Raw genomic sequence first — 26,586 nt, forward strand, 5'->3', positions numbered from 1 at the left:
ATTGGCAGACATGATCGACGTGCGCCGCTTGCACCTGCTCCAGGCACTCGACCAGCACCACACCGTGGCGGCCACGGCGGAGGCGCTGAACGTGACCCCGTCGGCCGTCTCGCAGCAGCTCGCCGCCCTGGCCAAGGAGACCGGAGTGACCCTGGTCGAGCGCCGCGGCCGGCGGTTCCTGCTCACCGGCGCCGCGCGGGTCCTGCTGGACCACGCGCGCGTCATCTTCGCCGAGATGGAACGCGCGCAAGCGGACCTCGCCGCGTACGCCGAGGGCACCATCGGGGTCGCCCGCGTCGGCTCCTTCGCCACCGGGATCTCCGACCTCGTCGCCCCCGCGGTCGCCGGCCTGCGCCAGACCCGGCCCGGCTGGCGGTTCCAGGTCGTGCAGTCCGAGCCCGAGGAGAGCACCGAGATGGTGCGCGTCGGCGCCCTCGACCTCGCCGTCACCATGTCCTCCGTGCACCTGCCGCCCGAGGGGACCCCGGACTTCCAGCTCGACCCCATCATGGTGGAGCCGTTCGACGCGGTGCTGCCGTACCACCACCCGCTGGCGGCCTCCACACAGCTCGACCTCGCCACCGATCTCGCCGACGCCGACTGGATCATGTCGGCGCCCGGCACCGCGTGGTACGACTGCGTCACCGCGGCCTGCAACCAGGCCGGGTTCCAGCCGCGGATCGCGCACACCGTCGGCGAGTTCAGCGCGGTCTTCGCGCTCGTGGCGGCCGGCCTCGGGATCGCGCTCATGCCCCGGCTGGCCTGGACCGGCCTGTCCACGTCGCAGGTGGTCGTGCGCTCGGTCCGCAACGGCCCGCGCCGGCACATCGTGGCCGTGAGCCGGGCGGGCGGCAACCCCGAGCCGCTGCTCGGCGCCATGCGCGAAGCGGCCAGCAAGGTGCCGGTGCCCTCGGCGAGCCCGCTCATCGTCACCGGGAGCGGGGCCGCCTGACCGGGCTCAGCCGGGAACCCCCTCCGTCCCCGGCAGCGGCCGCCCGGCGTCGCCGTCGGGGTCGGCGAGCACCTCGCGCGCGGCGTCGCGCACGTACCGCGCCACCGTCCGCACGGGCCGCCACGCCCAGCCGCCGCTGCGCGCGACCAGGTAGACGCGCCGCAGACCGCCCAGCTCGCCGAGCGGGGAGTGCACCACACCGCGGCGGCGCGTCCGCGCCGCCAGCCGGGGCAGCACGCCCACACCCCAGCCGGCCGCCACAACGTCGCCGACCACGTCGAGGTTGTCGATCCGGTGCCGGATCCGCGGCGCGAACCCGGCCGTCGCGCACATGCGCTGCACCAGCTGGTCCTCGTCGCTGCCCCGTGAGTTCGCGATCCACGCGGTGTCGGCGAGTTCGCGCAGCCGCTCCCGCGTCATGGGCCGGGATCGGGCGGTCGATCCGGCGGGCTGGGCCAGCAGCAGCGGCTCGGCCCCGATCCGGTGCAGCGTCAAGGTGTCGGGGAACCGCCGGAGCACCAGGCTGTACTCGTACACGAGCCCCAGGTCCGCGGCGCCGGTGTGCAGCAACTCCAGGGCCTGGTCGGGTTCGTGCTCGATCATCCGCACGTCGACGCCGGGGTGGTCGGCGGCCAGCCGCCCCAGTGCGGGGACCACGATCGGGGTGGCGACACTGACGAAGGTCACCAGGTTGACCCGGCCGACCGGCTCGGACTCCCCGGCGAGTTCGGCGCGGGCCGCCTCCACGCGGGACAGGATGCCGACGGCGTGCTCGACCAGCCGGTGCCCCGCCGGCGTCAGGCGGACCCGGCGGCCGTCCGGTGAGAGGAGCCGGACGCCGACCTCGCGCTCCAGCACCGCGAAGTGCTTGGAGATGGCCGACGTTCCCATGCCGGTCACCTCCGAGACCGCCGCCATGGTGCCGAGCCGGTCGAGTTCGACCAGCAGGCGCAACCGGGTGAGATCCACTCGTCCAGTATGCGTGGAGACGTGGCGTGCCCCCGCTGTGCCCGGCCACCTCTGGGCCCGGCCAGCTATTGACGGACGGTGCCGTTCCGGAAACAATCCGGGAGCGCTCCCGGTCTCGATGTGCAGGAGGCTCGATGAAGAACGTCGCCGCCATTGTCCTGGCCGGAGCGCTGACCGTCGGGTTCGCGGCGGTGCCGGTGCCATCACCGGCGTCCGCCGCGCCGGCCGGCGACGGCACCGGCACCGAGCCCCTCACCCAGGTGCACTCCGCGGGCCGGTTCCACGCCGACGGGGATCTGGTGCGGTACAGCTGGCCCGGCGTTTACTTCGAGGGCCGCTTCCGCGGCACCGGGGTCGGCATCGTCCTGGACGATCCCGCCGCCGACTATGACGTCCAGGTGGACGGCGAGGTCGTCACGACCCTGGTGACCCCCACCGGCGGGACCCACTGGGTCGACGGCCTCACCGACGGTGCGCACGCCGTCCGCTTGGTCAAGCGCAGTGAGAGCCCGTGGGCGGAGAGCACGTTCGGCGGTCTCGTCGCCGCGCCGGGCGGCGCGATCCTGGACCGGCCCGCCGCCCGCGGCCGGCAGATCGAGTTCATCGGCGACTCCTACACCGCCGGTTACGGCAACCTCTCCGGCACGCGGGTCTGCACCGGCGACGAGGTGAACCGCACCACCAACGCCGACCGGAGCTTCGGTGCCCTCACGGCGCAGCGGCTGGACGCCGACTACCAGATCAACGCCTATTCCGGTCTGGGCATGGTGCGCAACTACAACGGCCAGCGGCCCGAGGTCGACTACCGCTCCTTCTACGACCGCGCCCTGCTCGGCGTCGACGGCGACCGCTGGCAGCGCCCGGCGGGCTGGCGGCCGCAACTCGTCGTGGTCGGCCTGGGCATCAACGACTTCTCCACCGCCATCAATCCCGGGGAGCCGTGGACCCCCGACGGTCTCGTCACCGCCTACGAGGCGGCCTATCACGACTTCCTCGATGAGCTCCGCGCACGGTACGGCACCGGCACGGTCATCGTGGTCAGCGCCACCCACCTGTCCAACACGACCGTGTTCGCCGAGACCGCGCAGGAGATCGTCAGCGACCGCAACGACCAGGGCGACGACCGGGTCCGCTACTGGTACTACGACGGCTCGGGGCTGGACTACCTCGGCTGCGACTGGCACCCGTCCGCGCGGGATCACGAGCTCATCGCCGACCGTCTCGGGCGGCTCATCGCCACCCTTCCACTGGACTGGTGACCGTCACGCGGACCGCTCCGCCCGCTCCGGCGCCGACCCCGCCCACGGAACGGACGGCGGAACCGGAGACCATCCACCATAACGACGTGATCCGTACGCCAACGGTCCGTGGACAGCAACAAACGGGGACCGGTCCAATGGTCCGGTGATCCTCTTCTCTTCGGCCCTGCTTCGCCGTGCCCTGACTCGGGCCCCCGCCCCGCTGCTGGTGCTCGCGGGCATGTTCGTCCTGCACACCGGCAGCGCCTTCGCGGTGCGGCTGTTCGACACCGTCGGCGCGGGCGGCGTCACCTGGCTACGGCTGTGCTGGGCGGCGGCGTTGCTGCTCCTGCTGGGCGGCCGCCGGTTGTGGGCGGCGGTGGCCGCGGCGCCGCGGCGGGAGCTGGCCGCGGTGGTGATCCTGGGCACGGTCAGCGCCGGGATGATGGTCTGCTACTCCGAGGCGACGGCCCGCATCGACCTGGGCGTCGCGACCTCCCTGGAGTTCCTCGGCCCGCTGGCCGTGGCGGTGCTGGCGCTGCGCCGCCGCGCGGAGCTGGCGTGGATCCTCGCGGCTCTGGCGGGCGTCCTCTGCCTCACCCGGCCGTGGAGCGGCGACGCGGATCTCGCCGGGGTGGCGTTCGGGCTGGCCGGTGCGGTGTGCGTGGCGCTCTACATCGTGCTCGCGCAGCGCGTCGGGGGCAGCTTCGGCGCACTGCACGGCCTGGCGCTGTCCATGACCGTGGCGGCGGTGCTCACCACACCGCTCGGCGCTCCCGCGGTCGTCGCCGACCCGGAGCCGCGTGTCCTGCTCGGCGCGCTCGGGATCGCGGTGCTCTACCCGCTGGTGCCCTTCCTGGTGGAGATGGTCGCGCTGCAGCGGATGAGCCGCTCGGCTTTCAGCACCTTCGGCAGCCTGGAACCGGCGGTGAGCCTCGCGATGGGCATGCTGGTCATCGCGCAGACGCCGACCGTGCCGCAGATGTTCGGCATGGCCCTGGTGGTCGTCGCCGGGGTGGGAGCGGCGCGCTCGGACACGCGGTCCCGGCGCGACTCGCCGGCGGCCGGCACCTCCGGGGAGGCGGCCGGCGGCACGCCCACGGGCGGCGGCTGCCGGGTCTCGGCGCCGCGGCGCGCCGGGCGGCGGGCGTGGCACCGGGGCGCCCTCCGGTCGCCGCGCTACGGTCCGGCCGGGAACGCGCCGCGCGCCACCAGTTCCACGCACACCACGATGGCCAGCGACTCCACGGCCAGCAGGCCGATGAGCACGAAGAGCTGAACCGCGCCGGCCTCGACCGGGCTCGCCCCGCCCAGCAGCATCCCCACGAACGCGCCCGGCAGCGTCACCAGCCCCACGGTCCGCGTCTGGTCCAGCGCGGGCACCAGCGCACGTGCCGCGGCCGGCCGGCAGATCTCCAGCCGGGCGGCCCGGGAGGACAGCCCGAGCGCGAGGGCCGCCTCCACCTCGCCGCGCCGGGAGCGCAGCTCCTCGACGGCGCGCTGACCGGCCAGCGAGGTCGCCGTGAGCGCGCCGCCCACCAGGATCCCCGTGACCGGAATCACCGCCATCCCGGTGGGCGGGAGCAGCCCGGTCGCCAGCACGAGCCCGGCCACGGGGAAGGCGGCGGCGATCGGAAGCGCCGCCCACGCCGCCGGCCACCCCTTGCAGATCCGGCGCCCGGCCGTCCAGACGGCCACGGCGTACATCATCAGCACGAACGCGGCCGTCCACGGTCCCGACCGCACGACCGCCGCGATGACGAGCGCCACCCCGCCGAGCTGGACGGCCGCCCGCAGCCCGGCCGTGAGGACGGCCCGCGCGTGCCCGAGCCGCCCGAGGGCCGCGACGGCCATCGCGACGAGACCCAGACCGGCGATCACCGCGCCGAGGGCCGGGCCGACCGGCAGCAGGGTGGCGGAGGCGGCAGTGGACATCGGCATCGAAGCTCCTCCGTGGGCGCTCCGCCCGGAACAGGGGGAGCGGGACCGGACTCCGGCGGGCCGGGACGAAAAGGGGGTCTCCCCGTCATCTTCGCGCGGCGGCGGGCGGCCGGAAGCGCCGGCTCCGGAACACCGCCCGGGTGAGTGCGCGCCGCGACGGCCGGCCCCGACGGTGGAGGCAGCGGGCAGCGGACGCGCCGGATCCCTGGGCGGTCGGCCGAGGGCCCGGCCCGGCGGAGGAGCGAGACGTACTGGAATCGCGGCCCGTGACATCGCGGATGACGTGCCGCGCACCACGACGGGACGATGTGTCGCCGTCCGGGGCCGCCTCCTGGGCTCCCGGCGCGGCCCGGCGGCGGTGACTCGGCGTCGCGGCCGTCGCACTGGCAGCGCTGTACGCCCTGCTCCCCGCCGCCATGGGCTCCTGCTGGTCCTGACCACCGCGAGCGGCACGGCGTCCTGGGACGCCGGTCCGGTCTTCCAGGCGTCGGTCATCGCGTCGAACATGCTGCACGTGACGCTGGCGGCGCCGGTGTGGTGGCCGGCCGGCGGCGGCACGTGGGCCGCCGCGAGCCAGCGCCGGTGCCCTCTCCCGTGGCCCACCCCCGCCGGTGGGCGTGGCGGGGGACCGTGCGCGAGAGCGTGCGGCAGACCTCGGGGAGTCCCCGCGGCGGCGAGTGGCAGCGGGAGGCCATGGAGCGCCTTGCGGCGGACGAATGAGGTGTGGCCGGGATCGGAGCGAACCGGAAGACCGCGCCTCCGGCCGCGTTTCCGGTGCCGGACCCGGGGGTCCGGCGACGCGGATATTTCCGCATCTCGCGAGCGTCATCGCAGGTCGCGATGCGTGTCGCCGCCATGGTGGGGCGCGGGCCGGGGACGTATTGAAAAAGTGTCGCTCGCTGCGATCATTGCGCGGTGCTGTCATTGAAAGTTGTTGAATTAGGAGTTATTTGCTCCCAGAAGAACTCTGTGGCCGGGGTCTCCTTGTCGGCTAATTCCGGTCGCTGGCGCGAATAATCGTGGTCGGTGGAAGTGCGGCGGCCGCTCCTGTTCGTCCGCGCCGAGTCGACCGGACCTTGGGGGCGTCGAACCGTGGCGCGCCGACGCCGCACCGTGCGCGGACCGAACCGCCCTGCGGACGCCGGAAGCCGAGGGGTACGACGTCGCCGACCTGCCCAGCTTCGCCGACGGCAGCGGCTCCGCGTCCGGCTGGCCGCCGACATCGTCGCCGAGGCCGACCGGGTCGGTGGATCCATCCGGAGCGCCGAGGGCGGCCGACGCTACGTGACCGACGTCGACGGCCCTGACCGCCTGGCCGACGGGCGCGCCCGCGCCCCGCCCCGCCTCCACGGCGGGCGCCGGGCGTCCTTGACGCTTCCGGCGGTTTCTTTGACCACCATGGAGCCCGAGCGTGTTTGGCCTTGGGACGGGCGCCGCAAGCATGGGAATCGTGACTCCAGGGCCCACCGCCGTCGGCGAAGGGGCCGGCGGCCGGAGTCCTTCGAGCGGAGTCTTGATCTGGCAGATCGCCGGATCAGTTTTTGTGGGGGAGACGATTCGCATGAGCGTCAGCCTGCGCCGCATCCTGGTGGCCGGACTCGTGGCACCCGCCGTCGCGCTGGGAGCGCCCGCCATGGGCATGGTGAGCGCGAACGCCGCGACCACCGCCGATGAGCCGACGGTGCACCACCGCCACCACCACCGTCACCACCATCATCACCACTATGGCCACCACGGCCATCATGGCCACCACGGCCACTATGGGCACCACGGCATGCATCACGGCCACCACCGGTGAGCGTGATGCAGTAGGGCCACCCGCGCGGCGCGTCGCCTGGTCATCGACGGTGATCGGGCGACGCCTCGCCGGGTCCCGCACCGGCCGAGTGCCCGGGTGTGGCTCGCGACGCCGCCACCCGGCCCCGTGGCGGCGTCGCCGCGTCGAAGCGCGGTACGCGATTGTGACGAGAACGATACCGAGCGCGCGTTCGCGCTGTTCCGCCTCCCCCTCCCCGCCGGCCGCCGTCAGCGCTCCCGGCGGCCACCGCCGTACTTCTTGTGCACGGCCTGCTTGCTGACCCCCAGCATGGCGGCGATCTCCGCCCACGTGGCGCCCTGCGCCCGCGCCTTGCGCACGTTGACCGCCTCGCGTCGTTCCAGCTCCCGGCGCAGTTCCGCGATCGCCTGCAGCGCCGCCAGGGGCGCCTCGTCACGGACGGACGCCGAGAGCGTGCTGATCTGGTCGTGCTCCATACCCGGCAATCTACGCCGTGCCCGAATGCCGCGCAGCCGGGCGCTACGCCCGGTGTCATGGCGGAACGCGCCCCCGTGATCCATTAGGGTCGGGCGAAGTTATGGGCACGACAAAATCTGATCTGGAACTGCTCCGGGCCTACGAACCGGTGCTGGTCTACACCAGGGGCGAGCTCTTCTTCCCCACCGATATCGAGGACTACCTCGACTGCTGCAGCCTCTGGCTCGAACTGCCCGGTGGCCGGGAGCAGGAGGTGGTCCCGGCCGGCGAACTCACCGTCGAGCGTCTCGCGGGCGCCGAACGCGAGTGGCCCGGCCACCACAAGCACCTGCGGTTCGTGCAGGAGTCATCGCTGCGTGCCGAGGCGCGCCGCTATCGGCGGAGCGCGCGTCCGGTCATCCCGCGCAGCGGCCGGCTGGCCGCGGTCGGCGTGCTCGGTCGGGTCGTCGACGTGCTGATGAAGCTGTCGCTGCTGATCCGCGGCGCCGTGCCGGGCGGAGTCGCCGCCGCGGCCGCCACGCGCTACAAGGACCGCCTGGACACCGGAGGCGCGACCTACTACGGGCGGGTCATGCGGGAGGGCGGCTACGTCATCCTCCAGTACTGGTTCTTCTACGCCATGAACGACTGGCGGTCCACCTACGGCGGCGTCAACGACCACGAGGCCGACTGGGAGCGGGTCACCGTCTATCTGGTGGAGACCGCCGACGGCGGCACCCGGCCGGTGTGGGTGGGCGCCTCCTCCCACGAGTACACCGGCGACGACCTCCGGCGCAGATGGGACGACCCCGAGCTGCACCGCGACGGCGACCATCCGATGATCTTCGTCGGGGCGGGCTCGCACTCCCACCAGATGCTGCCCGGCGACTACCTGATCCAGGTGGACCCGGCCGTACTGCGCGGCCTGGTGCGCGTCTGGCGCGCCGTCACCCAGCGGATCTTCCCCAGCACGAGCGCGATCGTGCGGCACGGGATCGGCGTGCCGTTCGTCGACTACGCCCGTGGCGACGGCATCCGGGTCGGCCCGGGCGGCGAGCGCGACTGGACGCCCGTGGTCATCGACGACGACACCCCCTGGGTGCGCGGATTCCGCGGCCTGTGGGGCCGCGATACCCGCGACTGGTTCGACGGTGAACGCGCCCCCAGCGGCCCCCGCTACGAGCGGGACGGCACGGTCCGTGCGTCATGGGCCGACCCGCTGTCCTGGGTCGGGCTGCACAAGGTGTCCCCGAGCGCGACGGCGGCGCGGGCCGAACTCCTGGCGCACGTCCAGGAGCTGGACGCGCGCATCGACGAGGCCGACGCCGACATCGTCCGCCGGCGCGACGAGATCCGGCGGCTCGCGGCGGCCGACATCGTCCTGGGGCGCCGCGCACACGCCGCGGCCGAGGCCCGGCAGAAGCGGGAGCGGATCGCCGAGGCGGAACGCGAGCTCGCCGACCGGCACCGCGAACGCGCCCTGCTGGCGGACGAACGCGACACGCACCGCGAAGCCCTCGAAAGCGGCGAGTCCCTTGAACACGGACCGCAGGCGCACCTGAAGTCGCCGCACCTGCCGTACGCGTCCGGCAAACAGCGGCCCACCCGCTTCCTGCACATCTGGGCCGCGCTGAGCACTCCGCTGCTGATCATCTCGCTGGGCGCGCTGCTCCTGTTGCGCGGGCCCCTCGCGCCGCTCGCCGGGGTCGGCGTGGTCCTGCTCTTCGCGATGTTCGACGCGTTCGCGCGCCGCAAGCTGATGTCCTTCCTCACCGGGCTCGCGATCTTCCTCGTCGTCGTGGCCGCGGTGGCGGGTATCATCGCCGCCTTCATGGCCAACTGGCGGATCACCGTGCTGGTGCCCATCGTGCTCGTGGTGGTCATCCTGCTGGTCGTCAACGTTCGGGACCTGCTGCGCCGCTAGTCTCGCCTCTCCTGCGTCCCCCGCCGCCCCGGCACCGTGCACGGTGCCGGGGCGGCGCCGTCGCGCGGCCCCGGCACGCGGGCACGTCAGGCGGTGGGACGCGAGGGACGGGCGTGCCGCACGGGGTTTTCTCGCACTCGCGGTTGGACGATTCCGGCCGCCGGGCGACCGGGCGCCGTCGGGATTTAGGGGTATCTACTCCGATAAACCGTCAAGCTTGGGGGCCGGCATGGAAGAGTTCAGCCGCAGACGCCAGGACCAGCCGCGTCTCCCGTCTCCCGCCATGCCCGCCGGCGGGGGCGAACCGCAGCCCCACCACCCCGTGGTTCCGCTGGCGGCCCGATCGCCTGACGAACTCCCGCACGCCGCCGCGCCCACGTTCGGGGTCGAAGAGGAGTTCTTCGTCGTCGACGCCGACACCCGGCAGGCGACCGCCCAGGCGCCCGAAGTGCTGGCCGCCGCCCGGCCGACCGGCTCCGAACTCTGCGCGGAGATCACCCGGTTCCAGGTCGAGGCGGCCAGTCCCGTCTGCCAGACCGCCCCCGAGCTGTCGACGCACGTCGCCTCCGCCCGGCGCACGCTCACCGAGGCCGCCGCCGAGCGCGCCCTGGCCGTGGTCGCCACCGGCACCGCCGTGCTCGGCGACGTGGGGTCCGCACCGCTCAGCGAGGGACGCCGCTACCGCGCGATCGCCGAGCGGTTCGGCGCGCTGCGCGACGCCCATGTGGTGTGCGGGTGCCACGTGCACGTGGGGATCGCCGACCGGGAGGTGGCGCTCGCCGTCGCCAACCATCTGCGCCCCTGGCTGCCCACCCTGCTGGCCCTCACCGCCAACTCGCCGTTCCGGCGCGGGCGGGACACCGGGCACGCCAGCTGGCGGTCCATCATCTGGGCGCGGCTGCCCTCCGCCGGCCCGCCGCCCTGGCTCGGCTCGGTGGCCGAGCACGAACGCGCGGTCACCGAGATGCTGCGCACCGGGGCGATCCTGGACCGCCGCATGGTGTACTGGGACGTCCGCCTCTCCGAGCACCTGCCCACGCTGGAGATCCGGGTGGGCGACGTCGCGGGCACCGCCGAGGAGGCCGTGCTGTTCGCGGTGCTGGTCCGGGGCCTGGTCACCGTGGCGCTCGCCCAGGTCGCCGCGGGCGATCCCGCGCCGCCGCTCAGCGACCGCTCCCTGCGGCTGGCCATGTGGCGGGCCGCGCGCGATGGCCTGGAGGGGCACGCCCTCGATCCGTTCTCCGCCGACCTCGTGCCGGCACGCCGGCAGCTCGACCGGCTGGTCGAGGCGGCCATGCCCGGGCTCGGCGCCGACGGCGAGGGCGAACTCGTCGAGCGGCTGCTGCTGCGGCTGTTCTCCGTCGGGTCCGGTGCGCACCGTCAGCGCGCCGCCTACGCCCGGCGTGGACGGCTCACCGACGTCCTCGACCTGCTGGTCCGCCAGACGACGCACGGCCTGGACGCCGCCGACCTGTGAGGCGGCGGCCGGGGACGGCCGCCCGGGTGTTCGCGGCGGCTCAGGCCGGCAGCCCGGACGCCCGGATGGTGATGTTCAGCCGCCCGGACGTCAGCCCGCAGGCGGGGTCGCCCGTGCCGGGCAGCGTCCGCGGCACCCCGTGGTAGGCGAGCCGGGACGGCCCGCCGAAGACGAACAGGTCGCCGCCGCGCAGCTCGACGTCGGTGTACGGGCGCCCGCGGGTCTCGGGGTTGCCGAACCGGAAAACGCAGGAGTCGCCGAGGCTGAGCGAGACCACCGGCGCGTCCACCCGCTCCTCGCGGTCCTGGTGCAGGCCCATGCGGGCGTCGGCGTCGTAGAAGTTCACCAGCGCCACGTCGTAGGGCGGGGCGCCGGGCGGCGGGGGAGCGCCGTAGGCCGCGGCCACGGCGTCGCGAGCCAGCCGGCCGAGCAGCGGGGGGAACGGTTTGACCGGGGTGCCGTCCGGCAGCGTCCGCGTGTAGCGGTACGGCGCCCAGTGCCAGCCCAGTGACACGATCCGCACGCTCATCACGCCGCCGCGCGGCATGCGGTGCCGGTGCATGCCCGCGGGGCCACGCGCCCAGTCGCGGCAGCGGCCGACCAGGTCGCGCTGCTGTTCGGGGTCCAGCCAGCCCGGGACGTGCACGGCGCCGGGGGCGACGGTGACCGGCCCGGGCCGCCGCGGGTCGAACAGTTCGCCGGTCACGGTTCGGCGGTCCCCGGACGCAGGTAACGGACCTCACGGACCGGCGCCCCGGAGGCGTCGAAGTCGCGCTCGCGGCCGTCCAGGACGAATCCGAACGCCTCGTAGAACCGGCGGGCGCGGCGGTTGTCGCGGAACGTCCACACCGCGACGGGACGGGCGTCCCCGAGGTCGCGCAGCGCCACGGCCATCAGTGCGCTGCCCACCCCACGGCGCCAGTAGGCCGGCACCGCGTAGCACGCGTAGATCTCGCGCACCCCGGCGGCGAAGTGGTCGGCGTCGCGCGACGGGCCGGCCGCCAGCCAGCCCACCGCGTCACCGCCGGCCTCGGCGAGGTACTCCCGCACGCCCGGCCGCGGAGCGCGCAGCAGCGCCTCCCGCGCGAGAGGGTCGGGTGTCATCCGGTCCAGCACGTCGTCGGGGACGATGCCGCGGTAGGCGGCCTGCCATCCCGACACGCGCACGGCCGCGATCGCCGCGCCATCGCCGGTGGCCGCCCGGCGGACCCGCACGGCCGCGCCCCGCCGCACCTGATCGGTGCTCATGGCCCCATACGACCACGTCGCCGCCCGAACCGGCAACCGCCCCGCCGCCCGTCCGGGCCGGCGGGGCGGTCGCACCCGATACCGCCGCTACTGCTCCAGCGCGGCGTCCAGCGTGATGGTGGTGCCCGTGAGCGCCTGGCTCACCGGGCATCCGGTCTTCGCGGCCTCGGCGGCCTTCGCGAAGTCCTCGGCGCCCAGGCCGGGGACCACGGCGCGGACGGTCAGGTGGATGCCGGTGATGCCGGTTCCCGGCTGGAAGGTCACCTCGGCCTGGGTCCGCACGGACCGCGGCGGCGTCCCGGCCTGCGAGAGGCCGTGGCTCAGCGCCATGGAGAAGCAGGAGGAGTGCGCCGCGGCGATGAGCTCCTCAGGGCTGGTCAGGCCCTCGGAGGCGCCGGAGCGCGCCTTCCAGGTCACCTGCTGGTCCGGCAGCCCGGAGGAGTCGAACGAGACGGTGCCCTGGCCCTCGGCCAGAGTGCCCTCCCAGCGAGTGTGGGCGGTGCGAACGACAGGCATGGCGGCTCTCCTCTTCGAACAGGGTTGGATCGGATCTCCGCGCCGCGACGCGGAACGCCGACGATCATCCCACTGCGGCCTCGTCGACCCCACCGTATCGAGCCGCGTGGCCGGGGAATCCGGCGGCGGGGGCGGTTCCGAGGCGCCCGGCGCCTAGCCGCGGGATCTCCGGCGCGGCCTCGCCGGACGGCGGCCGCGGCCGTTGCCGTACAGCGACACCCGGTCGTCGACATCGACGGCGGCCGTGGCGCGGGCGAACGCGCCGGACGCCGCCGGACCGGCGATCCGGTAGCCGACGGTGAGGGTCCACTGCGCGTACCGCCACCCGGACATGTGCGAGAGGCTGACGAACCGGAAGTTCGCGCGGTACCGGGCGATCCGGCCCGGCTCCAGTACGCAGAGCGGCCGCGGCCATCGCTGGGGGAACGCGTCGCCGGCCGAGGTCCGGTGCACGTGGAGCCTGCCGCCCTCCTCGACCAGCCGCAGACCCCAGCTGGCCAGAACGCCCTGCCGCCACGGGCGGTCCGCGGCGCGGCCAGCCGTCACCGTCTCCTCGGGCCGGTACCCCCGGACGTCGCGCAGCCGGACGTCGTGCAGCAGGATCACGCCGCCGGACTCCTCCGCACCGGGAACCGCGGGCGTCGCCGGGACCGGGAACGCCTCCGGCAGGCGGGCACGCTCCGCCGCCGCCGCGGCGCCCCGGGCGTCCGGCGACCAGGAGACGGCGATCCGCTGCACGATGACGCGCGCCGCGCCCGCATCCGTACCTGCCATGCCGCCCATTGTCGCGGGCGGCGGCGAGTCCGCGCCAGGCGCGGTGACGGGGGAAGCAGGGAACGCGCGGCGGCCGGCGGCGGCCACGCCCGGATCGGCGGGCGGCGAATGCCGGAAAAAGAACTCGGGACGGGAATTCGCCGGCCGGGAGTCGGGTTCGGGCCGTTCCGTCGAATTGCGGCCGGCCGGTCCGTGAGAATGTGCATCTTCCGGCGCCGGATCGGGAATGCCGAATTGTGGCCGGGTGGCAAAAATTAAATTGTATAGTTGTCGCGCCGCGGGTTCGGGCGAATTGTTTTTGATTTCCGGTTGTCAATCCCTTCCGTCGCCATCTCGCGCCCCGCGCCGCGCCCGGTGCGCCGCGGACGGAACCAGGACCACCCGAGGGAGCACATGAACCAGTCAGCCACCTGCACCGTCGACACCGAGACCCACCACCAGCGGATCCGCGCCTTCATGGCCGGCCACCCCGGTCCGTCCCCCTACCTGGTCGTCGACCTGCCGACCGTGGCGCGGTGCTACCGCTCGCTCGCGGGCGCGTTCGGCTCCGCGCCGGTGTTCTACGCGGTCAAGGCCAACCCCGACCCCCGGGTGATCCGGCTGCTGGTGCGGCTCGGGGCGTCCTTCGACGTGGCGAGCCGGGCCGAGGTCGACCTCTGCCTGGCCGCGGGCGCGGACCCTGCGGCGCTGTCGTACGGAAACACGGTCAAGAAGTCCGCCGACATTCGGCACGCCTACGCCCGCGGCGTGCGGCTGTTCGTCTTCGACAGCGTCGAGGAGCTGCGCAAACTCGCCGAACACGCGCCCGGCTCCCGGGTCTTCTGCCGGCTGCCGGCCAGCGGCGAGGGCTCCCGGTGGCCGCTGAGCCGCAAGTTCGGCTGCGCGCCCGACATGGCCGTCGAGCTGCTGCGGGCCGCCCCCGGCCTCGGCCTGGATCCGGTCGGGGTCTCCTTCCACGTCGGCTCCCAGCAACTCGACCCGCAGCGCTGGGACCCCAGCATCGCCCAGGCGGCCCGGGTCTTCGCCGAGCTGCGCTCGGCCGGCGTCCACCTGCGGATGCTCAACGTCGGCGGGGGCTTCGCCGCCGGCTACCTGACCCCCGTGGCGCCCATCGACGCCTACGCGGCGGCCATCCACGCCTCCGTCCGGCGGCACTTCGCCGTGCCGCCGTCCCTGGCCGTGGAGCCGGGGCGCTATCTGGTCGCCGAGGCCGGCGTGCTCCGCTGCGAGGTCGTGCTGGTCGCCCGCAAGCACCACGACGACGAGAAGCGCTGGGTCTACCTCGACATCGGCCGCTACGGCGGACTGATCGACACCGAGGGCGAGGCCATCCACTACCGCCTGGTCACCGAGCACGACGACGGCCCCAGCGGGCCGGTCGTCATCGCCGGCCCCACCTGCGACAGCGTCGACATCCTGTACGAGCGCACCCCCTACCGGCTGCCGCTGGCGCTGCGCCCCGGCGACCACGTGGACATCCTCGGCGCCGGCGCCTACACGCTGTCCTCCGCCACCGTCGGCTTCAACGGCCTGCCGCCGCTGACCGCGTACTGCGTCGGATCGGAGTTCCCGGACACCGGCACGGCGGGGGAGTGACGCCGCGGCGGACCCCACTCCCGCGACCGCCGCCGCTCATTCCGGTATGACCGTTCGGACAGGTCGATCGGGTGGCCATGCGAGGCTTATGCACCCGGAGCCGGCGGGAGACGATCCCAGTGCGCTCACTCTTACGGCGGCGGGTTCCCGAGCCTGCCGTCACCCCACGCAGCAGAGAACGCGATGGTCCCCAGAATCGGCTCCGGGTAGGTAGACCTTGCACGCGATCGTCATGGCAGGCGGTAAGGGAAAACGACTACTCCCGCTCACCGAGGACCGCCCGAAAGGGCTGATCCCGGTCGGCGGATCACCGATCCTCGACATCATCATCCGGCAGTTGTCCGCCGCCGGATTCCGCAGAGTCACCCTGTGCGTCTCGCACTTCGGCGACATGATCCGCCGGCGGTTCGCCGCCGGCGAATATCCGGGCGTGGCGATCGACTTCAGCGTCGACCGCGTCGCCCTGGGCACCGCCGCGCCGCTGCGGTGGGTCGAGGGGTGGGATACCCCTGCCCTCGTCATGAACGGCGACGTCCTCACCACGCTGGACTTCGCCCACCTGTACCAGGAGCACGTGCGCAGCGGCGCGCTGCTGACCGTCGCCGCGCAGCGCCTTGAGGTCCCGGTCGACCTCGGCGTGCTGCAGATCGCCGACGGCAAGGTGCGCGGTCTCTGGGAGAAGCCGCGCCTCGGTCTCGACGTCAGCTCGGGAATCTACGTGGTCAGCCCGGGTGTCCGGGACCGGCTGGACGGCGGCGTGGCCGACATGACCGACCTCATCCTGCGCCTCGTCGAGCACGGGGACCCGGTCACCGCGTACGAGTTCGGGGGCGAATGGCACGACATCGGCACCCCCGACCGCTACGAGCGCGCGCAACAGGAGTTCGCCGACCACTCCGAGCGCTACGTGGGCCCCAAACGCGTCGCGGGGCAGGTGCGGCGGGACGCCCTCCCCATCGCCGCGCCGCGCGGCTGGCGGCAAAAGGAGGCCGAGACACGCTTCGACGTCGCGCTCATCGCGGGCGGCAGCCGATGAGCGAAGCCGGTACCGACCGAACAGGGGTAGTGATGACGGTTGAGCAGGACGACCTGGTCCGCCAGGTGGCGGCGGAGATGGGCGCGGTGCTGGGGCGCCCCGCGCTCGCCGCGGACGAGGACTTCTTCGACAACGGAGGCGACTCCTACCGGGCGATCGAGATCATCACCCGGCTGGTCGCCAGGTTCGGGCCCCAAGACGAGGCCGCGGCCGACGCCATGCAGGCCGAACTCCTGATGGCGATCTTCGACGACTCCACGCCCGCCGCCGTCGCCCCCCTGCTCCGCGGGGAGCGCCGGTGAGCGGCCCCGCATCGGGCTCTTCCGGCCCGGGAGCCGCCGGCGAGCTGCGGAGCACCCTGCACGGCCACGCGGCCGCCCACCCCGATCGCGTGGCGGTGCGCACCTCTCCCGTGGGCGGCGACACCCTGACGTGGCGGGAACTGTCCGGGCTGGTCGACCGGGTAGCGGCCGGCACCGGCCGGCTCACCGGCCGCCCAGGACCGGTGGTCATGCTGCTCGACAACACCCCCACCTCGGTCGCGGTGCTCCTCGGCCTCATGGCCGGCGGCGCCGACCTGCTGCTCGTCGAGGCCGACAACTCCCACCTGGCCGACGAGGGCTCGGCGGTGCACCGCGCCGCGCCCGCCGCGGTCGTGGCACCGCCCGGCCGGCGCTCCGCCGGGCCGCCCGGCGTCCCGGCGTACCACTACCACGACCTCACCGGTCCGGGCCCGCAGGCGCCCGCCCCCGTCCGCGCCGACCCCGCCATCCTCCAGCTCACCTCCGGCTCCACCGGCGAGCCCCGGATCACCCGCCAGACCCTGAGCGCCGCCCTGCGCGGAGCCCACGCCTACCGGCAGGTGTACCGGGTCGGCGCCGCCGACACGTCGCTGGTCACGGTGCCGGTGGCACACGCATTCGGCCTCATCTGCGGGGTCTGCACCGCGCTCACGGCCGGCGCCACCCTCGTCACCGTCCCCCGGTTCACGGTGCGGGCCGTCATCGACGCGCTCCGCTCGGGCGCCACCGTCCTCGTCGCCACGCCGCTCGGCTACGAACTCCTGGCCGCGGCGCTGCCGGCCGGCGCGGCTCCGCCGCAACTGCGCCTCGCGCTGTCATCCGGCAGTCCGCTCCCCGAGCGCGTCCGCGCCCGCGCCACGGCGGCCCTGGGCCGGCCGCCCCACCAGATCTACGGCAGCACCGAGGCCGGGCTGATCGCCTGCCAGTACGACCGGGCGCGGCCGTGGCCGCCGGAGAGCGTGGGAGTGGCCGGCCCCGGGGTGCGCTGGCGCATCCGTCCCCAGGAGCCCGGAGGGTCCGAGGGCAGCCTGCTGGTCAGCACGCCCGCCATGTTCCACGGCTACCTCGACGGCGCCCCGGCCGCCCTCGACGCCGACGGTTTCCTCGACACCGGCGACATCGCACGGGTGGACGAGGACGGGCACCTGTTCCTCATCGCCCGCAAGAGCACCTTCGTCAACGTCGGCGGGCGCAAGGTCAACCCGCGGCGGATCGAGCGCATCGCGGAGGAGCACCCCGGAGTGCGGGAGATCGCCGTCTACGGGGTGGGGGGCATCGACCGGGAGGAGCAGATCCACGCCGCCGTCGTGCTGGCGGACGGCACCGAGGCCGACGATCTCCTCGCCCACTTCCGGACACGGCTCATGCCCTACGAGGTGCCACGGCACGTGCACCGCCACGACCGGCTGCCGCGCACCGGGCTGGGCAAGGTCGACCGCCGCAAGCTCATCGAGTCCGACACCCACCAGGCAACCAGGGGGTAGCACCGTGTCCCAGACCAGCGCGGCAGCAGACCGCACCAGTCCCGCCTCGCCGGGCCGCGACCCAGTCGCGGTCGTCGGGCTCGGCTACGTCGGCCTCCCGCTGGCCCTCGCCCTCGCGGGCACCGGCACCCGCGTCGTGGGCGTCGACACCAGCGCCCGGGTGCGCGACGCCCTCGCCGAGGGCCGGCCGCTCTTCGTCGAACCCGGGGTCGAGGAGGCGCTCCGGGCGCGCACGCCCGAGGAGTTCGCCGTCACCGACCGGCTCCCCGACACCCCGCCGCGCGCCGTCATCATCTGCGTCGGCACCGCCGTGCACCCCGGCACACGCGAACCCGACCTGCGCCACCTGCGCGCGGCGGCCGAGCACGTGGCCGACCACATCGCCGACGACACGCTCGTCGTCGTCCGCAGCACCATCCCGGTCGGCACCTGCCGCGAGCTGGTGCTGCCGCTGCTGCGCCGGCGCGTGGCCAACCCACTGCTGGCGTTCTGCCCCGAACGCATCATCCAGGGGCAGGCCATGGCCGAGCTGGCGTCGCTGCCGCAGATCATCGGCGGACTCGACCACGCCTCGACGGCCCGCGCGGGCGAACTGCTCAAGAGCGTGGCGAGCGACCAGATCACCGTGTCCTCCCTGGAGGCCGCCGAGATGATCAAGCTCATCTGCAACGCGCACACCGACCTGCTGTACGGCTTCGGCAACGAGGTGGCGCTGCTCGCCGCGCCGCTCGGCCTGGACGCCGAGGAGCTGATCAGCACCGCCAACCTCCGCTACCCGCGTCCCGACCTCGCCCGCCCCGGGTACGTCGGCGGAAGCTGCCTCACCAAGGACCCCTACCTGCTTATGCACACCGCCGAACGGGCCGGACGGCGGCCCCCGCTGGTCGCGGCGGCCCGCGAGGTCAACGAGCAGGTGCCCGGGCACGTCGTGGAACGGGTGCTCGCCGCCCTCGAGCGCACCGGCCGCCCGGCCGCGAGCGCCAAGGTGCTGGTGTGCGGCATCGCCTACAAGGGCCGGCCGGTGACCGACGACGTGCGCGGCGCGGCCGCGGTGCAGGTCGCGGCCGAGCTACGGGACCGGGTCGGCGTGCTGGCCGGCCACGACTTCGTCGTGGAGCCGGACCGCATCGCCGAACTCGGCTACCGGCCCATGGAGCTCGGCGAGGGCCTCACCGACGCCGACGCCCTGGTGCTGCTGGTCGACCATCCCGGCTACGCCCGTCCCGAGAACACCGCGCACCTGCGCCGCATGCGCCGGCCGGCCGTGGTGTTCGACATGTGGGGCCTGCTGCGCGCGGAGTTCGGCGCGCCCGGCGGATCCGGCGGGCAGGGCGGCGTCGAGTACCTGAGGCTGGGCCGTGGCTGAGCGCGCACTCGTCACCGGCGGGGCCGGGTTCGTCGGGCTGCACCTGGTCCGCCGCCTGCTGGCGGACGGCGTCCGGGTGACCCTGCTGGACGACTTCTCCCGAGGCCGCCCCGACCGCGACTTCCAGGAACTGGCCGGGCACGTCGAGACGGTCGAACACGACCTCACCACCGCGATCCCGCCCGACCTCGCCCCCGGGCCCTTCGACGAGGTGTACCACCTCGCCGCCGTCGTCGGCGTGCACCAGAGCATCCACCGGCCCGCGCACGTGCTGTCCACCAACCTGCTCTCGGCCATCCACCTGGTCGACTGGTGCGCGCGGACCGAACCCGGGGCGCTCTTCCTCAGCTCCACCAGCGAGGTCGCCGACGGCGCCGCCGCCGCGGGGCTGACCGGGCACCCCACCCGCGAGGACGTCCCCTTCGTCGTGGCCGACCTCGGCGCCCCGCGCTCCTCCTACGCCCTGAGCAAGGCCGTGGCCGAATCCATGTTCCGCCGCCTGCACGGCAAGACGCAGGTGCGGATCGGGCGGTACCACAACGTGTACGGGCCGCGCATGGGCCGACGGCACGTCATCCCGCAGCTCATCGGCCGGATCCTGGACCGGCAGGACCCCTTCCCGCTGTACGGAGCGCACCAGACACGGGCGTTCTGCTACGTGACCGACGCCGTCGACGCCACCGTGCGGCTGACCCGGATCGGCCGGGACGAGCCGCTGGTGGCCAACATCGGCGACGACACCGAGGAGATCCGCATCGACGCGCTCGCCCGCCGGCTGTTCCGGCTCGCCGGTGTCGACCCGAGGCTGGACGTGCACGACCCGCCGGCCGGGTCCCCCGACCGCCGGCTGCCCGACCTCGCCACACTGCGCGCCCTGCTCGGCCCGCGGCCCGCCACCCCGCTCGACGAGGGCCTGCGCGCCACCCTCGCCTGGTACACGGAGCACGGGGCGGCCGGCCATGAGTGAGGTCGTGGTCGTCTTCGGTGGCTACGGTGCCGGGCTGGCCGGCGCCGAGCGCATGGCGTGGCGCACCGCGCAGCACCTCGCCCGGCGCGGGCACGCGGTGGCGGTGGCCACCGACTCCCGGCGGCCGCCCTTCCTGGACGACGCGCCGCCGCGCCTGCTGCGCACCGAGACGGAGCTGCGGCGGTACGCGGAGCACCACCGGCCCGACGTCGTGCACGCCTTCGACCTCGCCCGTCCCGCCCACGTCGCCGCCGCACTGCGCCTGGCCCGTGCCACCGGCGCCCGCCTGGCGCTCACTCCCGCCACCACCCCGGAGCTGTGGCCGGACCCCGGCGTCGGCCGGCGGGCGTGCGCGGCCGCCGACGTCGTCTTCGCGCTCACCCCCACCGAGGCGGCCGCGCTGCGGACGTACGGCGCCGCCGGCACCGCGCTGCGCACGCTCCCCCAGGCGCCCGACCTGGCCGGGCGGCCGGACCCCGCCGGTTTCCGCGCCCGGCATGGCATCACCGGCCCGACGGTGCTGTTCGTGGGCCGCCGCACCGTCGGCAAGGGCTACCCCCGCCTGGTCGCGGCGGCCCCGCAGGTATGGCGGCGGGTCCGCGACGCCGAGTTCGTGTTCGCGGGCCCGCCCGGCGACGGCGCCTCGGCGGGCCTGCCGGGTCCGCCCGGCGACCCGCGGGTCCACGACCTCGGCCTTGCCGACGACCGCACCAAGCACGACGCCGTCGCGGCCTGCGACGTGCTGTGCCTGCCCACCAGCGCCGACGTGTTCCCGCTGGTCTTCGCCGAGGCGTGGGCCAGCGGCCGGCCGGTGGTCAGCGGCGCGTTCCCCGGCGTGCACGATGTGGTGCGCGATGGGGTGGACGGCCTCGTCGTGCCGCCCCGGACCGGCGACGTGGCCGACGCGCTGGTGCGCCTGCTCACCGACCCCGGGCTGCGCCGCGCCCTGGGCGAGGCCGGCCGGCGGCGCGCGGCCCGCGAGTTCACCTGGGACCGGGTGGCCGCCGCCTGCGAGGCGGGCTACCGGACCGGCGCCGCCGCCCCACCGGCGACCGCCTCCGCCGGTGCCCCGAACCGGGCCGGGCAACCGATGTTGCGAGAGGGGAGCACGGGGCCCCATTGACTCGCTTCCCTCTCCCGGAGGAGGGGCGCCACGTCGGGCGTCGATCCGCTCGGCCCGCAGCGTCCACGCCCCGGTTCGGGCCGCCGGCCCCATCACCATGCCGTCGGCCTCGCGCACCCACCCGTACGCCCGTTCCCACCTGAGAGAAGTTCACGGCTCGCGAAGCATCGCGGGAGCCCGTGACCAGCCGCGGGCTCGCGCGGGTGGCCGCCGGTCCGCCCCGGCGGCGCACCGGCTTTCGCCGCCCCGCACCGCACCAGCCCGATTCCGCTCCCGCCCGCAGGCGGGGATGTCCTCGGAGGTATCTCAATGACGGCAGCCGACGAACCGGCGGGGGAGCCCGTCTGGAAGGTCACCCTGGCCGACAGCACCATCGACGTCGAGGAGATCGCGGCGGTCACCGAGGTGCTCCGGTCCCGGTGGCTCACCGCCGGGCGGGTCACCCGCGACTTCGAGCGGGAGTTCGCAGCGGCCCACGGCGCGCCCGACGCCGTGGCGGTCAGCAGCGGCACCGCGGCGCTGCACCTCGCGGCGCTCGCGCTCGGCATCGGCCCCGGGGACGAGGTCATCGTCCCATCGCTCAGTTTCGTCGCCTCGGCGGCGGTCACCGCGCTGAGCGGCGCCACCCCCGTGTTCGCCGACGTCGTGGCCCCGGACGACCTCACGATCGACCCGGCCGAGGTCCGCCGCCTGATCACGCCGCGTACCCGGGCGGTCGTCGCCATGCACTACGCCGGTCACCCCGCCCGCCTCGGCGAGCTCGCCGAGGCCGCCCGCGAGCACGGCGTCACGCTCATCGAGGACGCCGCGCACGCCCCTCTCGTGCGCTCCGGCGAGGACGGCGGCGGCATGCTCGGCACCGTCGGCGACATCGGCTGCTTCAGCTTCTACTCGTCGAAGAACATGACCACCGGCGAGGGCGGCATGCTCGTCGCCCGTGACCCCGCCCTCCTGGAGCGGATGCGCTCGCTGCGCTCGCACGCGCTGTCCACCTCGACCTGGGACCGTACCCGCGGCGGGGTCGCCGGTTACGACGTGGACGGCGCCGGACTCAACTACCGGCCCACCGAGATCTCCTCCGCGCTCGGCCGGGTGCAGCTCGGCCGGCTGCCCACGGACCGCGCCCGCCGCCGCCGACTCGTCGCGGACTACCGGGCGGCGCTCGCCGCCGAGCCCCGCATCGGCGTGCCCTTCGCCGAACGTACCGGCGACAGCGCCCACCACCTGATGGCGGTGCTGCTGCCGCCCGGCGTGCCCCGTGACGAGGTGCGCGCGCACCTGCGGTCCGCCGGTGTCCAGACCTCCGTGCACTACCCGCCCACTCACCGGTTCAGCCACTACCGGCGCGCCTTCGCCTCGGACCGGCGCCCGCTCCCGGTCACCGACGAGGTGACCCCGCGGCTGCTCTCCCTGCCGCTGCACAGCCGGATGACCGGCGCCGAGGCGGTACTGGCCGCGGACGCCCTCATCGCCGCCGTCCGCCGCAGCGGGGAGGGACGGCCGTGACCTTCCACGTGACCGGCGGCCGGCTGTGCCGCGACGGCCGCCCGTTCACCGTCCTCGGCGTCAACTACCACCCGGCCGGGGCCGGGTGCCGGATCTGGACCGACTGGGACCCCACCGCGATCAAGGCGGACTTCGGCGACATGGCCGCGGCCGGCCTGAACACGGTGCGGCTCTTCGTGTTCTGGCGCGACTTCCACCCCGAACCCGGCCACATCCGCCCCGAGATGCTGGCACGCCTGCGGACCGCCGTGCGCACGGCCGGCGACGCGGGGCTGGCCTGCGTGGTCTCGCTGTTCACCATCTGGATGAACGGCCAGCGGCTCGACCTGCCGTGGCGCGCCGGGCGCAGCCTGTGGCGGGATCCCGAGATGCTCGACCGCCAGGAGGCGTTCGCCCGCGCGGCGGCCCGGGAACTGGCCGACCTGGACGACCTGCTGGCGTTCGACCTCGGTGACGAGATCGGCAACGTCGACCCCGCCGAGGCCGCCCTCCTGGCGCCCGGCGACGTGGCCGCGTGGCAGCGGCGGATCGCCGCCACGCTGCGCGCCGAACGGCCCGGGACGCTCGTCACCCAGGCCAACGACGCCTCCGGCGTGCTCGGCCGCTCGGTGTTCGGTCCCGACAACGCCGACGGGCTCGACCTGGTCGCCACCCACGGCTTCCCCACCTGGGCGCCCGGCTCGATCGAGTCCACGCTCTCGGTCAAGGCGACGCACCTGGCGCCGTTCCTCGCCCGCGCCGCCGGCGCCTACGGGCCGGCCGTCGTCGACGAGCTCGGCAGCTACGGGGTCGACGAGGACACGGCGGCCCGCTACCTGCGGGCCGCCGCCGCGTCGGCCCTGGCCAACGGTGCCCAGGGCGTCATCCCGTGGTGCTGGCGCGACATCACCTCCACCGCCGAGCCGTACCGGGACCGTCCCATGGAACGCCTGGTCGGCCTGCACACCGCCGACGGCGGCGCCAAACCCGCCATGGCCGAGTACGCCCGTGTGCTCCGCGCCGCCCCCGCGCTCGCGCTCCGGCGGGACCGGGCTCCCGTGGCGCTGTACATCCCCGAACGCGCCCGGCCCCGTGGCGGCGGCTACCTCGACGCCGGCGTCGGCACCGTCGCCCTCCTCTACGGCTACCTGCTGCTGAAGCGCGCCCACCTGGACTTCGACGTGGTCGCGGGCGACGTGGGCGGCTACCGGTTGATCGTCTGCCCCTCCACCACCCACCTCACCCTCACCGACATCGAGCGGATCGACGCCGCGGCCACCGGAGGCGCCGCCGTCTACCTCTCCCTCGGCGACCACCTGCACGGTTTCCCGGGCGAGCCGCTGGCCGGGGCCCGGCTGGTGGACTTCTCGCTGAACGCCGACGGCAGGTCGGGCTTCTCGTGGGACGGGCGCCGGTGGGAGGTCGACTGGGCCGCCGCCGCGGCGCCGCCGGTGACGGTGCGCCCCACCACGGGCGAACCGGTCGCCGGCTACGACGACGGTTCGCCCGCCGTCCTGGCGCGCCGGCACGGCGCGGGACGGATCCTGTTCGCCACGATGCCGCTGGAGCGCCAGCTCGACCGCCCCGGCCGGCTCACCGCGGCCCCCTGGGAGGGCTGGTACCGGCGCGTCGCGGACTGGGCCGGCGTGCCGCCTGGGGCACGGTGCGACGTCCCGGACGTCGAGGTGGTCACGGGCCGCAGCCAGGACCGGCGGCGGGCGGTCGTGGTGAACCACCGGCCCGCCCCGGTCGAGACCGGGCTCACCCTGCCCGGCGGACGCCGCCTGCGGCTGAGACTCGACGCCAAGGACTGGCGGATCCTCGACCTCGACCCGGACCCCGGCCCGGCCGGCGACCCGGACGGCGCACCGTGAAGGGCGTCGTGTACCGCGGCCCCGGCCACGTCGAGGTCGCCACCGGGCTCGCCGAACCGCGCGTCGAGGGGCCGCGCGACGCGGTGGTACGGGTGACCCGCACCGCCGTCTGCGGCACCGACCTGCACCCCTACCGCGGCGAGATCCCCGGCTTCGCGCCCGGCACCGTTCTCGGGCACGAGTTCGCCGGCACGGTGGCCGCCGCCGGCCACGACGTGCCCTTCGCCGTCGGCGAGCGGGTGTTCGCCTCCGACGTCGTCGCGTGCGGGCGCTGCCGGCGCTGCGCCCGCGGCTGGCACTACCACTGCCCCGAGGTCACCCTGTTCGGCTACTCCACCGTCGTCGGCCGGTCCGTCGCGGGCGGGCAGGCCGAGTACGTGCGGGTCCCCTACGCCGACGTCGTCCTGGCGCGCACCCCCGACGGGGTGACCGACGAGCAGGCGCTGTTCGCCGGTGACGTGCTCACCACCGCCTACGCGGCGGTCGCCGACTCCGGGATCCGGCCCGGCGACGCGGCCGGCGTCGTGGGCGCCGGGCCGGTCGGGCTGCTCGCCGCGCAGTGCGCGGTCGTCGCCGGCGCCGCCACCGTGGTGGTCGCCGACCCCGACGAGCGGCGCCGGGACCGGGTGCGAGCGGCCGGTCTGCGCGCGGTACCGCCCGAGGAGTTCGGCGCCGCGCTCGCCGCCGCCGCGGAGTACGGCGGCGGGACGGTCGTCATCGAGGCGGTGGGCTCCGCCGCCGCGCTGCGCACCGCCCTGGACGGTGCCGGGCCGCGCGCCACCGTCGTGACGGTCGGCGCGCACCACTCCGACGCGATGCCCTTCCCCGCGGCCCGCGCGTTCGCCGGGGAACTCACCCTGCGCTTCACGGTCGGCGACCCGATCCGGCTCCGCGACCGGGTCCTCGCCCTGATGGCCGGTGGACGGATCGACCCCTCCCGGGTGGTCTCCCACCGGCTGCCGCTGGCCGACGCCGCGCACGGCTACCGGCTGTTCGACCGGCGGGAGGCGTTCAAGGTGGTGCTGGAGACGGGCCCGGCGCAGGGGTGACGGGGCGGCCGGCCGCGCCGCGGTCCGGCGGCGGTGTCAGTGCAGCAGCCGCTCGCGCAACGCCGCCACCAGGTCGTCGCCGACACCGAGCCGTTCCGTGGCGTAGCCGCGCACGGATCCGTACCGCGCGGCCAGCTCGGCCATGAACAGCCGCATGATCCCGGCCGGGGCGCGGCCGTACGCGGGCCAGGTGAGCGTCAGATGCGGGTAACCGGCGCGCCACTCGGCGACCAGGCGGTCGGTGGCCAGCCCGGTCAGCGCGAAGTCGGCGGCGATGTCGTCGTCATGCACCCCGACCAGCGCCAGCACCAGCATGGCCAGCACCCCGGTGCGGTCCTTGCCCGAGTGGCAGTGGAACACCAGTGGGGCGGTGTCGCCGGCGATGATCTCCAGCGCGCGCCGCAACTCCTGGGCTCCGTCGTGGGCGAGCTCGGCGTAGCGGTCGGCCAGGAACCGCACGGGCTCGACCTCGGGGGACAGGCTCGCCTGGTCGTACGGCCGGTGCTCGACGCTCAGGTTGTGGTAGGCGAGCCCGTCGTAGTGCGGCACGCGCCCGCTGCGCTCGACTTCGCTGGGACGCCGCAGGTCGATCACGGTGCGGATCGCCAGCGCCCGGAACCGCTCGCCGTCCCGGTCCCGCAGTTTGCCGAGCGAGTCGGACCGGTACAGCCGGCCCCAGCGGACCGTGCGGCCGTCGGCGGACCGGTATCCGCCCAGATCCCGGAAGTTGTGCAGACGCTCGAACGCGATGTGTCGACTCACGCGGGCCACCCTACGGCCGCCCGCCCCCGCCTGCGGAGGCGCGGGGCCATCGCCCGACCCGCGCGCACGCCCTCCTGGCCGCCCGCCCACGGCCGCCGCGCGCCAAGCGCCGCGCCGGCCACGATCCCACCGCCCCGGCCGTGTGGCCGTCCGCCCTCCCTCTTCGGGCAGGTCGTTCGTGCGGCCGTCCGAGCCTTCTGCCGGCGGCGCGGAACAGCGACGCTGGTGGATGCCGCAGCGGCCGGCGGCTCCGGCGCGCCGTCGCGACGA

24 protein-coding genes are annotated in these 26,586 nt (G+C 74.8%); 16 read left to right on the forward strand and 8 right to left on the reverse strand.

Going from position 1 to position 26,586, the window contains the following annotated elements:
* The first annotated feature begins 10 nt into the window (after positions 1 to 10).
* A complete protein-coding gene (locus ACFQRF_RS12700) occupies positions 11 to 952 on the forward strand; it encodes a LysR family transcriptional regulator (protein ID WP_379871251.1) in 942 nt (313 codons plus the stop codon).
* Positions 953 to 958: 6 nt separating this feature from the next.
* Here the strand turns inward: ACFQRF_RS12700 and ACFQRF_RS12705 are convergent, their stop codons facing one another.
* Entirely contained in the window at positions 959 to 1,921 is a 963-nt protein-coding gene (locus ACFQRF_RS12705) for a LysR family transcriptional regulator (RefSeq protein WP_379871252.1), read from the reverse strand.
* Between the two features lie 134 nt (positions 1,922 to 2,055).
* On the opposite strand from ACFQRF_RS12705, the gene ACFQRF_RS12710 reads away from it, so the two are divergent.
* The gene (locus ACFQRF_RS12710; protein WP_379871253.1) at positions 2,056 to 3,180 is read left to right on the forward strand and encodes an SGNH/GDSL hydrolase family protein; all 1,125 of its coding nucleotides are present in this window, start codon (positions 2,056 to 2,058) and stop codon (positions 3,178 to 3,180) included.
* Between the two features lie 145 nt (positions 3,181 to 3,325).
* Positions 3,326 to 4,438, forward strand: a complete 1,113-nt coding sequence (locus ACFQRF_RS12715) for an EamA family transporter (protein WP_379871254.1) — start codon at positions 3,326 to 3,328, stop codon at positions 4,436 to 4,438.
* Here the strand turns inward: ACFQRF_RS12715 and ACFQRF_RS12720 are convergent.
* A complete protein-coding gene (locus ACFQRF_RS12720) occupies positions 4,339 to 5,100 on the reverse strand; it encodes an ABC transporter permease (protein ID WP_379871255.1) in 762 nt (253 codons plus the stop codon). The genes ACFQRF_RS12715 and ACFQRF_RS12720 overlap by 100 nt on opposite strands.
* A gap of 1,561 nt (positions 5,101 to 6,661) precedes the next feature.
* Here ACFQRF_RS12720 and ACFQRF_RS12725 point away from each other — a divergent pair.
* Positions 6,662 to 6,898: a hypothetical protein gene (locus ACFQRF_RS12725; protein ID WP_379871256.1), complete on the forward strand. Its 237-nt coding sequence runs from the start codon at positions 6,662 to 6,664 to the stop codon at positions 6,896 to 6,898.
* A 227-nt stretch (positions 6,899 to 7,125) separates the two neighbouring features.
* Here ACFQRF_RS12725 and ACFQRF_RS12730 read toward each other — a convergent pair whose 3' ends face one another.
* Positions 7,126 to 7,353 carry a hypothetical protein gene (locus ACFQRF_RS12730; protein ID WP_379871257.1) on the reverse strand — a complete coding sequence of 76 codons (228 nt, stop codon included), beginning with the start codon at positions 7,351 to 7,353 and terminating at the stop codon, positions 7,126 to 7,128.
* A 101-nt stretch (positions 7,354 to 7,454) separates the two neighbouring features.
* On the opposite strand from ACFQRF_RS12730, the gene ACFQRF_RS12735 reads away from it, so the two are divergent.
* Both ACFQRF_RS12735 and ACFQRF_RS12740 read left to right on the forward strand, forming a co-directional pair.
* Positions 7,455 to 9,257, forward strand: a complete 1,803-nt coding sequence (locus tag ACFQRF_RS12735; protein WP_379871258.1) for a hypothetical protein — start codon at positions 7,455 to 7,457, stop codon at positions 9,255 to 9,257.
* 283 nt (positions 9,258 to 9,540) lie between these two features.
* Positions 9,541 to 10,734, forward strand: a complete 1,194-nt coding sequence (locus ACFQRF_RS12740) for a carboxylate-amine ligase (RefSeq protein ID WP_379871259.1) — start codon at positions 9,541 to 9,543, stop codon at positions 10,732 to 10,734.
* A gap of 40 nt (positions 10,735 to 10,774) precedes the next feature.
* On the opposite strand, the gene ACFQRF_RS12745 is transcribed toward ACFQRF_RS12740, so the two are convergent.
* The 4 genes from ACFQRF_RS12745 to ACFQRF_RS12760 form a co-directional block, all read right to left on the reverse strand.
* Complete coding sequence (locus ACFQRF_RS12745; protein ID WP_379871260.1) at positions 10,775 to 11,440, reverse strand: alpha-ketoglutarate-dependent dioxygenase AlkB family protein; 666 nt, start codon at positions 11,438 to 11,440, stop codon at positions 10,775 to 10,777.
* On the reverse strand, positions 11,437 to 11,982 hold the full coding sequence (locus ACFQRF_RS12750) for a GNAT family N-acetyltransferase (RefSeq protein ID WP_379871261.1): 546 nt from the start codon (positions 11,980 to 11,982) through the stop codon (positions 11,437 to 11,439). The genes ACFQRF_RS12745 and ACFQRF_RS12750 overlap by 4 nt, the downstream gene beginning before the upstream one ends.
* Before the next feature lie 87 nt (positions 11,983 to 12,069).
* On the reverse strand, positions 12,070 to 12,498 hold the full coding sequence (locus ACFQRF_RS12755; RefSeq protein ID WP_379871262.1) for an OsmC family protein: 429 nt from the start codon (positions 12,496 to 12,498) through the stop codon (positions 12,070 to 12,072).
* Positions 12,499 to 12,651: 153 nt separating this feature from the next.
* Complete coding sequence (locus ACFQRF_RS12760; protein WP_379871263.1) at positions 12,652 to 13,272, reverse strand: hypothetical protein; 621 nt, start codon at positions 13,270 to 13,272, stop codon at positions 12,652 to 12,654.
* Positions 13,273 to 13,665: 393 nt separating this feature from the next.
* Here ACFQRF_RS12760 and ACFQRF_RS12765 point away from each other — a divergent pair, with 393 nt between their 5' ends.
* The 10 genes from ACFQRF_RS12765 to ACFQRF_RS12810 all read left to right on the forward strand — a co-directional run bounded on the left by ACFQRF_RS12765 (position 13,666) and on the right by ACFQRF_RS12810 (position 25,554).
* Positions 13,666 to 14,868 (forward strand): type III PLP-dependent enzyme, encoded by a 1,203-nt coding sequence (locus ACFQRF_RS12765; protein ID WP_379871264.1) that lies wholly within the window; start codon positions 13,666 to 13,668, stop codon positions 14,866 to 14,868.
* A gap of 232 nt (positions 14,869 to 15,100) precedes the next feature.
* Positions 15,101 to 15,904 carry a nucleotidyltransferase family protein gene (locus ACFQRF_RS12770; protein WP_379871265.1) on the forward strand — a complete coding sequence of 268 codons (804 nt, stop codon included), beginning with the start codon at positions 15,101 to 15,103 and terminating at the stop codon, positions 15,902 to 15,904.
* A gap of 32 nt (positions 15,905 to 15,936) precedes the next feature.
* On the forward strand, positions 15,937 to 16,206 hold the full coding sequence (locus ACFQRF_RS12775; RefSeq protein ID WP_379871266.1) for an acyl carrier protein: 270 nt from the start codon (positions 15,937 to 15,939) through the stop codon (positions 16,204 to 16,206).
* Positions 16,203 to 17,690: a class I adenylate-forming enzyme family protein gene (locus ACFQRF_RS12780; RefSeq protein WP_379871267.1), complete on the forward strand. Its 1,488-nt coding sequence runs from the start codon at positions 16,203 to 16,205 to the stop codon at positions 17,688 to 17,690. Before ACFQRF_RS12775 ends, ACFQRF_RS12780 begins: the two co-directional genes overlap by 4 nt.
* Positions 17,691 to 17,694: 4 nt before the next feature.
* On the forward strand, positions 17,695 to 19,056 hold the full coding sequence (locus tag ACFQRF_RS12785) for a nucleotide sugar dehydrogenase (protein WP_379871268.1): 1,362 nt from the start codon (positions 17,695 to 17,697) through the stop codon (positions 19,054 to 19,056).
* A complete protein-coding gene (locus tag ACFQRF_RS12790; RefSeq protein WP_379871269.1) occupies positions 19,049 to 20,023 on the forward strand; it encodes an NAD-dependent epimerase/dehydratase family protein in 975 nt (324 codons plus the stop codon). The genes ACFQRF_RS12785 and ACFQRF_RS12790 overlap by 8 nt, the downstream gene beginning before the upstream one ends.
* On the forward strand, positions 20,016 to 21,146 hold the full coding sequence (locus ACFQRF_RS12795; RefSeq protein ID WP_379871270.1) for a glycosyltransferase family 4 protein: 1,131 nt from the start codon (positions 20,016 to 20,018) through the stop codon (positions 21,144 to 21,146). Before ACFQRF_RS12790 ends, ACFQRF_RS12795 begins: the two co-directional genes overlap by 8 nt.
* Positions 21,147 to 21,455: 309 nt before the next feature.
* Positions 21,456 to 22,652, forward strand: a complete 1,197-nt coding sequence (locus ACFQRF_RS12800) for a DegT/DnrJ/EryC1/StrS family aminotransferase (RefSeq protein WP_379871271.1) — start codon at positions 21,456 to 21,458, stop codon at positions 22,650 to 22,652.
* Positions 22,649 to 24,505 carry a cellulase family glycosylhydrolase gene (locus ACFQRF_RS12805; protein ID WP_379871272.1) on the forward strand — a complete coding sequence of 619 codons (1,857 nt, stop codon included), beginning with the start codon at positions 22,649 to 22,651 and terminating at the stop codon, positions 24,503 to 24,505. Before ACFQRF_RS12800 ends, ACFQRF_RS12805 begins: the two co-directional genes overlap by 4 nt.
* Positions 24,502 to 25,554, forward strand: a complete 1,053-nt coding sequence (locus tag ACFQRF_RS12810) for an alcohol dehydrogenase catalytic domain-containing protein (RefSeq protein WP_379871273.1) — start codon at positions 24,502 to 24,504, stop codon at positions 25,552 to 25,554. Before ACFQRF_RS12805 ends, ACFQRF_RS12810 begins: the two co-directional genes overlap by 4 nt.
* 36 nt (positions 25,555 to 25,590) lie before the next feature.
* Here the strand turns inward: ACFQRF_RS12810 and ACFQRF_RS12815 are convergent, their stop codons facing one another.
* Positions 25,591 to 26,316 (reverse strand): tyrosine-protein phosphatase, encoded by a 726-nt coding sequence (locus ACFQRF_RS12815; protein ID WP_379871274.1) that lies wholly within the window; start codon positions 26,314 to 26,316, stop codon positions 25,591 to 25,593.
* Positions 26,317 to 26,586 lie beyond the last annotated feature (270 nt).

This window comes from Marinactinospora rubrisoli (assembly GCF_042664915.1).
Lineage (GTDB): Bacteria > Actinomycetota > Actinomycetes > Streptosporangiales > Streptosporangiaceae > Marinitenerispora > Marinitenerispora rubrisoli.